Consider the following 6580-nt stretch of genomic DNA (forward strand, 5'->3'; position numbering starts at 1 on the left):
TGGTATTCGTGCGCGTCGCGACGCTGGACCAGCCCTCGGCACTGCCGCCCGACGTGCACATCTTCACCCGCTCGAAGCTCGACTGGGTGGTGCTGCCGCAAGGCGCGCGCGCCTTCGAAGTCTATTACGATATGGAAAAAGAATGGCCGCCGGCAAGTTTGGCTCGGCGCGAGGCGCTACTCGGGAAGGGGAAATAGCGCCGTCTTCGCTTCTTCCAGCGCCTCCACAATTTCCTCCGGCGTCTTTTCCCAGTTCCGTCCGAACGAGACGAATTTGCGCGGGCCGGTTTTCTTTTCGCAGGCGGGTGAGCGCAGGCGGCTGGTGGGCGGGATCACAGTGAATTCGGCGATGTCGGCGAGCGCGATGGTTTCGCTGCGGCGCCAAGTGGTGAACACCAGCGTGCCGGCGTCGGTGGTCAGCGTTGCGGGATGGGCGAAGCTCATGGCGCTGGCAAACGTCGCGACGGCGAAGGCGGCGGCGAGGGGGATGAGGGCGCTGAGGCCGACATAGGGCCACAACCCGTTAAGGTACGCGGCGACGAAGGCCATGAAGGCCAGCGTGATCGTCCATGCGGCAAACAGCGCGGTCAGGGCGGCGAGTTTCACGCGGCTTTGGCGAAAGCAAATCATCTCGCGATTATCGCAGAAAATCCGCCGCTTGGCGTCCGTCTTGCGGCCGCGCCGCTGCCGCCCCCAAGACCTCGTGGCTGGACTCCCCGGCGTTTATGTTCTTGAATTGTTCTTATGGCGCGACGGCGGCGGTTCAAAAGCGATCCCTATATCCAGCGGCAGGCCCTGGCGTTCCGGGTTTTCGGCGAAATCCGCCCGTTGCTCGACCGCTTTGTGCTGCGGGTGTGGCTGCACGAAGACGCACCGCCGACCGAGATCGTGTGCCCGGATCGTGCCGTGGCCCTCGATCAGATCGAACGGATGAAACTCGGCGATATGGAGGAATATGAAGACTACGCCCGTCCCGGGCTGGCGGCGCTGGAGCGGGAGGCGTTTTAGCGCTTGTTCTTTTCGAACAGGTCGGCGATGGCCTCCTGGCCTTCGTCGGAGTGCAGCCAGCCTTCGGCGGCTTGCTGGGTCGGAAACTGGCCGGCGAGGCGGTGCGGCTTGATGCGATCGGGCAGCGGCACCAGCACTTCGAACGTGCCGGCATGGCGCTGATCCTTGGTCGGCGCGGCATAGGCCTGGGGCTTTTGGTACTTTTTCATCTCAGGCCTCGTTTCTTGTCCTTTTTCGGCGCTGCTCATACCACTTCAGGGCGAAGGCGCAAGCCAATAGCAGGTCATCCGGAAAAGACCGCGCCGTCGTCACAAAGTTGTCGTTTTCAGGCTTCTTTTGCGCGCTTCTTGCGGCCGATGCCGAGCTGTTCGCGCCAGATTTTGGCGGGAATTTCCTCGACCTTGCCTTCCTCGAGCTGACCCAAGTGGAACGGCCCGAACTGCACGCGGATGAGGCGCGCGACTTTCAACCCAAGGCTTTCCATCAGCCGCTTCACTTCGCGGTTCTTGCCTTCCTTGAGCGTCACCGTGGCCCACGAATAGATGCCTTTGCTGCGTTCGAGGTCGGCCACCACGGGCCCGTATTTCACGTTGCCGATGGTGACGCCCTGGGCGAGGGAGTCGAGATCGGCCTGGGTGACTTTGCCGAACAGGCGGGCGCGGTACATGCGCGTCCAGCCGCCGGCCGGCAGTTCGAGGCGGCGCGCGATCTCGCCGTCGTTGGTGAGCAGCAACAGGCCTTCGGAATTGAAATCGAGCCGGCCGATCGACACGACGCGCGGCAGGCTTTGCGGCAGGTTGGCGAACACTGTCGGGCGGCCTTCGGGGTCGCGGTGCGTGGTGACGAGCCCTGCCGGCTTGTGATAGCGCCACAGCCGCGCCGGCAGCGGAGCGTCGAGCGCCTTGCCGTCGATCGCCACCACCTGGTCGGGATTCACCTTGACCGCCGGGGTGGTGACCTTTTCGCCGTCGAGGGTGACGCGGGCTTCGGCGATGATCTTCTCGGCGTCGCGGCGCGAACAGATGCCGGCGCGCGCAATCACCTTGGCGATGCGTTCGCCATCGGACTTGTCTTCCTTGTCGTCGCGATCGAAATGCCGCGCCGGCGCCAGCTCCTCGAAATCGATCGAGCCGGAATGCGGGCTCCAGCCGGACTTCGGCGGGGATTTGCGTTTGCCGCTGGACTTGGGTTTAGGATCGGCCACGAAGGGAATCTGCCATGGATGACGAACAAGCCATAGCACTGGCGCTCGCCGAAGCCCAGGCGGCTGCGGGGCGGGGCGAAGTGCCGGTCGGGGCGGTGCTGGTGTCGGCGGCGGGCGAAGTGCTCGCGCAGAGCGGGAACCGCATCGTCGAGAAAAAAGACCCCACCGCCCACGCCGAAATGGAAGTGATCCGCGCCGCCGCCGCCATTCTCGGCAACGAACGGCTGACCGGCACAACGCTGTTCGTCTCGCTCGAGCCCTGCGCCATGTGTGCGGGCGCCATCGCCATGGCCCGCATCGCCCGCGTCGTGTTCGCCGCCGAAGACCCGAAAGGCGGTGCGGTCATTCACGGACCGCGGTTTTTCGAGCAGCCGACCTGCCATCATCGCCCGGAAATCGCCCGCGCCGGCGATGCTGAAGCCGCCGGAGCGGTGCTGAAAACGTTCTTCAAGGCGCGCCGGGCTTGAACGGGTGCGCCCGCATACCCATGTAATCATCCGAACCGAAAACGAGCGAACGATGATCGATCTTTACACCGCGCCGACGCCGAACGGCTTCAAGGCTTCCGTCATGCTGGAGGAAGTCGCGCTTGCCTACGAGGTGCACCGCCTCGATCTCGCGGCCAGGGAGCAGAAAGCGGATTGGTTCCTCGCCATCAATCCCAACGGGCGCATTCCGGCCATCGTCGATCGCGATGCCGATAATTTCGCAGTGTTCGAATCCGGCGCCATTCTCGTCTATCTCGCCGAGAAAACCGGCAAGCTGATGCCGGCCGACGCCAAGGGTCGCAGCCAGGTGATGCAATGGCTGATGTTCCAGATGGGCGGCCTGGGTCCGATGATGGGGCAGGCGAACGCATTTTCCCGCTATTGGCATGAAGTCTATCAGCCCGCCATCGACCGCTATCAGAATGAATCCCGGCGCCTGCTGGCGGTGCTCGACGCGCGGCTGAAGGATCACGAATTCCTCGCCGGCGACTATTCCATCGCCGACATCGCCAATTGGTGCTGGGCCCGCAGCTACGCCTGGGGTGGGATCAGCGTGGAAGGCCTCGATCATCTGACGCGCTGGATCGACCAGATCGCGGCAAGGCCCGCGGCAGCGAAGGGCATCGCCGTCCCGCCGCGCATCCACGACGACAAGCAAAGCGTCGAAGCGGCGAAATCGATTTTGCAGAAATAGTCACCACCCGCATGTCGCCCTTCGCGGCCCGGCGCTTGTAAGGGATTGTTTCTATCGCTGACACGCTGCGGCGCGGGGCCGCGAAGGATGACGGGAGAGGCTTAAAACCACCCCAGCGCCAGCGCCGGGAACCAGTTCACCAGCACTTCGCGGGATGCGATCAGGCCGATGCCGATGCCGACGAAGACGTCGGAGAGAAAGTGCGCGGTGAGGAGGGCGCGGGTCAGGCTGAGCCACAACGCGATCGCGAACCACAGCGGCGCGCCGAGCGGCCAGACGGAGGTGGCGATCACGGCGACCGAGAAGATCGTCAGCGAATGGCCGGAGGGAAACGAGTTGCGCTTCAAGTCGAAGCCGAACGGAATGAAGCCGTAGAGTCCCATCTCCAGCTCGTCGCGCGGACGGCGGCGGCTGAGCACCAGCTTGATGGTATGGATCACGGCGCTGCCGGCGCCCAGCGCCAGCACGAAGGCGAGGGCGCAGTTGAACACCAGCTTCACCGCCGCATTTGCCGATCCGGTCGCCAGCAGCGTCCAGGTCACGAGATAGGTGACGACCGCCAGCGCCAGCCAGTGCGCGGCCTTGGCGGTGTGGGTCGTGGCGGTGAGGAAATTGTGCAGCTTGAGCGGGACGCGGTCATAGAGGACATGCACCGCGCGGCGGTCGATCGCCACGCAGGCCACGCCAAGTACGAGGAAGAACAGCCCAGACCACAACAGAACCATGGGCCCCTGCTTGCCGCGGCTGGGCGCTCAAGTCAAATCGGCGTGAGGTCGCTCCCGGTCCCCTTCATGCCGCCGCGCGCTTGTCGGCGCTCATCGGGAAGGTGACCTTCACGTCGGTGCCGATGCCTTCTTCGCTGGTGATGGTCAGGCTGCCGCCATGCTTTTCGGTCAGCGCCCGCACCAGCGCGAGGCCAAGGCCGGCGCCGGATTTGGCGATCATCGGGTCGCCTTCGACCTGCTCGAACGGCCGTCCCAGGCGTTCGAGATCATCGGTGGGAATGCCGATGCCGGTGTCGGAGATGGCGATGGTGGCGAAGCCGCCCCGCACGTACAGGCTGACGCCGACGCTGCCGCCCGCCGGCGTGAACTTGATCGCGTTCGACACCAGGTTGAGCATGATCTGCTTGACCGCGCGCTTGTCGGCGGTGACGAACAGCGGCTCCGTCGGGATCGCTATGCTGAGTTCGAGGCCGGCCTGTTCGGCGCGGTCGCGCAGCATCCGCACGCTGTCTTCCACGGTGCCGTTGAAATCGACGGTTTCGAGGTTCAGTTCCAGCTTGCCGGCCTCGATCTTGGCCATGTCGAGCATGTCGGAGATGAGATCGAGCAGCAGCTGGCCGGAATCGTAGATCAGCGTCGCGTATTCTTCGTATTTCTCGTTGCCGAGCGGCCCGAACGTGCGCTGGCGCATCATGTCGGTGAAGCCGATCACGGCGTTGAGCGGCGTGCGCAGCTCGTGGCTCATGTTGGCGAGGAAGCGCGATTTCGCCTTGCTGGCGGATTCGGCCCGCTCCTGCGCCGCCTTGATTTCGAGTTCGTGTTCAATGCGCTCGGTGACGTCGTGCGAGATCGACAGCACGTTGCGCAAGGTCCCCGTCATCTGGTCGTAGATGCCGCGTACGGTCGTTTCGAGCCAGACGTAGTGGCCGTCGGCATGACGGGCGCGGAAGGTCTGCGTCAGCTTCTGTCCCGGCAGCGGCACGGCATTGATGGCATAGGCGCGCTCGATGTCGTCGGGATGGATGATGTCGAGGAAGTTGGTATAGGCAACGTCGTTCGGCCGGCGCGCGAGGATTTTTTCGAGTGCCGGGGAGGCGAAATAGACTTCTCCGCTCGGCTCTCGGACGATCACGATGTCCGAGGTCTCATCCGCCAACAAGCGATACGCATAAAGCGCGTTGTCGCGTATCTGGTCTCCGGCAGCGGCCGTCATCGCAATCCTCGCCCCGAGCAAATGTTCCTGCCCCAAGCCAACCTTACAGAACGCATGTTAATCAAGGATTTCCGTCTCGCGCGCCGGGTGCTTAATGCGGCATTAACAGGCCATAACGAGAGGTGGATGCGGCGCCGGCAACGTGTATAAACGCGACGGCTTTGGGAAAGGGATTATCGATGCGTCGGATTGCAGCCGTAATGGCCGCTGCCATGGTTCTTGTGCTTGGTGCCTGCCACGGCAAGGCGAAACCGGCCGGAGGGCCCTTGTCCGAGGAGGCGAACGCGGCCTACCTCAAGGATAATGCGAACAAATCCGGCGTCGTGCAGGTCCCCGGCATCCAGTACGAGGTGCTGGTGAAGGGCGATGGCCCGCAGCCGAGCCGTAAGGATTGCGTAACCGTGAATTACAAGGGCTCGCTGATCGACGGCAAGGTGTTCGACCAGACCGAACCCGGTGCCCCGGCGACGTTCCCCGCCGGCCGGCTCATCCCCGGCTGGGTGGAAGCCCTGCAGATGATGCATACCGGCGACAAGTGGCGCATCGTCGTCCCCGCCGGTCTGGCCTACGGCAAGGACGGCGCCGGCAACGGCGTGATCCCGCCCAACCAGACGCTGGTGTTCGAAGTCGAAATACTGAAGGTCATTCCCGACTGCGCCGCCGTCGGACAGTAGGTGCCCCCTTTGCCCTTACGGGCACTTCCCCCCGCGGTCCAGGTGCGAACGCGATAATCGGTTCGTCCGCGGGGGCAGAAAACCGCGACGAGATGGCGTTCAGTTTTTTCGCGCCAGCGCCCGCCAGGCGATGTCGCGGCGGCAGAAGCCATCGGGCCAGTCGATCGTGTCGACGGCGGCATAGGCGCGGGTGCGGGCTTCGCCCACGGTCGGGGCGGTAGCGGTGATGTTGAGCACCCGGCCGCCGCTCGCCACCAGCTTGCCGTCGTTCAGCGCCGTACCGGCATGGAAAATCGTCACGCCCGCCAGCTTGGCAGCGGCTTCGAGGCCGCGGATTTCCGAGCCCTTGGAATAGTCGCCGGGATAGCCCTTGGTCGCCATCACCACCGTCAGCGCGACGTCGTCGTGCCAGCGCAGATCGACCTGGTCGAGCAGGCCGTCGCGGGCGGCGATCAGCACCGTGAGCAGGTCCGACTTCAACCGCGGCAGGATCACCTGGGTCTCGGGATCGCCGAAGCGGCAGTTGAATTCGATCAGCTTGGGCTCGCCGTTCTTGATCATCAGCCCGGCGAACA

General features: G+C 64.3%; 11 protein-coding genes. 5 read left to right on the forward strand and 6 right to left on the reverse strand.

The genetic code is table 11. The features are described from left to right. Positions 1 to 197 (forward strand): GFA family protein (locus AC1P6P_RS05765; RefSeq protein ID WP_481401482.1); only part of this gene is annotated, 197 nt, incomplete at its 5' end. Here the strand turns inward: AC1P6P_RS05765 and AC1P6P_RS05770 are convergent. Then, positions 177 to 605 (reverse strand): hypothetical protein, encoded by a 429-nt coding sequence (locus AC1P6P_RS05770; RefSeq protein WP_481401483.1) that lies wholly within the window; start codon positions 603 to 605, stop codon positions 177 to 179. The genes AC1P6P_RS05765 and AC1P6P_RS05770 overlap by 21 nt on opposite strands. 138 nt (positions 606 to 743) lie before the next feature. Here AC1P6P_RS05770 and AC1P6P_RS05775 point away from each other — a divergent pair, with 138 nt between their 5' ends. Continuing rightward, the gene (locus tag AC1P6P_RS05775) at positions 744 to 1007 is read left to right on the forward strand and encodes a hypothetical protein (protein WP_481401484.1); all 264 of its coding nucleotides are present in this window, start codon (positions 744 to 746) and stop codon (positions 1005 to 1007) included. Here AC1P6P_RS05775 and AC1P6P_RS05780 read toward each other — a convergent pair. Further along, complete coding sequence (locus tag AC1P6P_RS05780) at positions 1004 to 1216, reverse strand: hypothetical protein (protein ID WP_481401485.1); 213 nt, start codon at positions 1214 to 1216, stop codon at positions 1004 to 1006. The two genes, AC1P6P_RS05775 and AC1P6P_RS05780, sit on opposite strands and share 4 nt — an antisense overlap. A gap of 116 nt (positions 1217 to 1332) precedes the next feature. Then, positions 1333 to 2211 carry a pseudouridine synthase gene (locus AC1P6P_RS05785; protein ID WP_481401486.1) on the reverse strand — a complete coding sequence of 293 codons (879 nt, stop codon included), beginning with the start codon at positions 2209 to 2211 and terminating at the stop codon, positions 1333 to 1335. A gap of 14 nt (positions 2212 to 2225) precedes the next feature. Between AC1P6P_RS05785 and AC1P6P_RS05790 the strand changes: the two genes are divergently transcribed. Next, on the forward strand, positions 2226 to 2678 hold the full coding sequence (locus AC1P6P_RS05790) for a nucleoside deaminase (RefSeq protein ID WP_481401487.1): 453 nt from the start codon (positions 2226 to 2228) through the stop codon (positions 2676 to 2678). A 52-nt stretch (positions 2679 to 2730) separates the two neighbouring features. Continuing rightward, positions 2731 to 3393 carry a glutathione S-transferase family protein gene (locus AC1P6P_RS05795; RefSeq protein ID WP_481401488.1) on the forward strand — a complete coding sequence of 221 codons (663 nt, stop codon included), beginning with the start codon at positions 2731 to 2733 and terminating at the stop codon, positions 3391 to 3393. Between the two features lie 101 nt (positions 3394 to 3494). Here AC1P6P_RS05795 and AC1P6P_RS05800 read toward each other — a convergent pair whose 3' ends face one another. Together AC1P6P_RS05800 and AC1P6P_RS05805 are read right to left on the reverse strand one after the other, a co-directional pair. After that, a complete protein-coding gene (locus AC1P6P_RS05800; protein WP_481401489.1) occupies positions 3495 to 4118 on the reverse strand; it encodes a phosphatase PAP2 family protein in 624 nt (207 codons plus the stop codon). Positions 4119 to 4182: 64 nt separating this feature from the next. After that, positions 4183 to 5331 carry a sensor histidine kinase gene (locus tag AC1P6P_RS05805; protein WP_481401490.1) on the reverse strand — a complete coding sequence of 383 codons (1149 nt, stop codon included), beginning with the start codon at positions 5329 to 5331 and terminating at the stop codon, positions 4183 to 4185. A gap of 179 nt (positions 5332 to 5510) precedes the next feature. On the opposite strand from AC1P6P_RS05805, the gene AC1P6P_RS05810 reads away from it, so the two are divergent. Beyond that, positions 5511 to 6005, forward strand: coding sequence for an FKBP-type peptidyl-prolyl cis-trans isomerase (locus tag AC1P6P_RS05810; protein ID WP_481401491.1), 495 nt, complete (start codon positions 5511 to 5513; stop codon positions 6003 to 6005). A 99-nt stretch (positions 6006 to 6104) separates the two neighbouring features. Here AC1P6P_RS05810 and AC1P6P_RS05815 read toward each other — a convergent pair. Then, positions 6105 to 6580 (reverse strand): phosphoribosylamine--glycine ligase (locus AC1P6P_RS05815; protein WP_481401492.1); only part of this gene is annotated, 476 nt, incomplete at its 5' end.

The organism is Rhizomicrobium sp., assembly GCF_056722145.1.

Bases quoted from the DNA above. Each gene is read 5' to 3' on its own strand.
- AC1P6P_RS05775 (WP_481401484.1), top strand. From the start codon at position 744: ATGGCGCGACGGCGGCGGTTCAAAAGCGATCCCTATATCCAGCGGCAG.
- AC1P6P_RS05805 (WP_481401490.1), bottom strand. From the start codon at position 5,331: ATGACGGCCGCTGCCGGAGACCAGATACGCGACAACGCGCTTTATGCG.
- AC1P6P_RS05800 (WP_481401489.1), bottom strand. From the start codon at position 4,118: ATGGTTCTGTTGTGGTCTGGGCTGTTCTTCCTCGTACTTGGCGTGGCC.
- AC1P6P_RS05795 (WP_481401488.1), top strand. From the start codon at position 2,731: ATGATCGATCTTTACACCGCGCCGACGCCGAACGGCTTCAAGGCTTCC.
- AC1P6P_RS05790 (WP_481401487.1), top strand. From the start codon at position 2,226: ATGGATGACGAACAAGCCATAGCACTGGCGCTCGCCGAAGCCCAGGCG.
- AC1P6P_RS05780 (WP_481401485.1), bottom strand. From the start codon at position 1,216: ATGAAAAAGTACCAAAAGCCCCAGGCCTATGCCGCGCCGACCAAGGAT.
- AC1P6P_RS05810 (WP_481401491.1), top strand. From the start codon at position 5,511: ATGCGTCGGATTGCAGCCGTAATGGCCGCTGCCATGGTTCTTGTGCTT.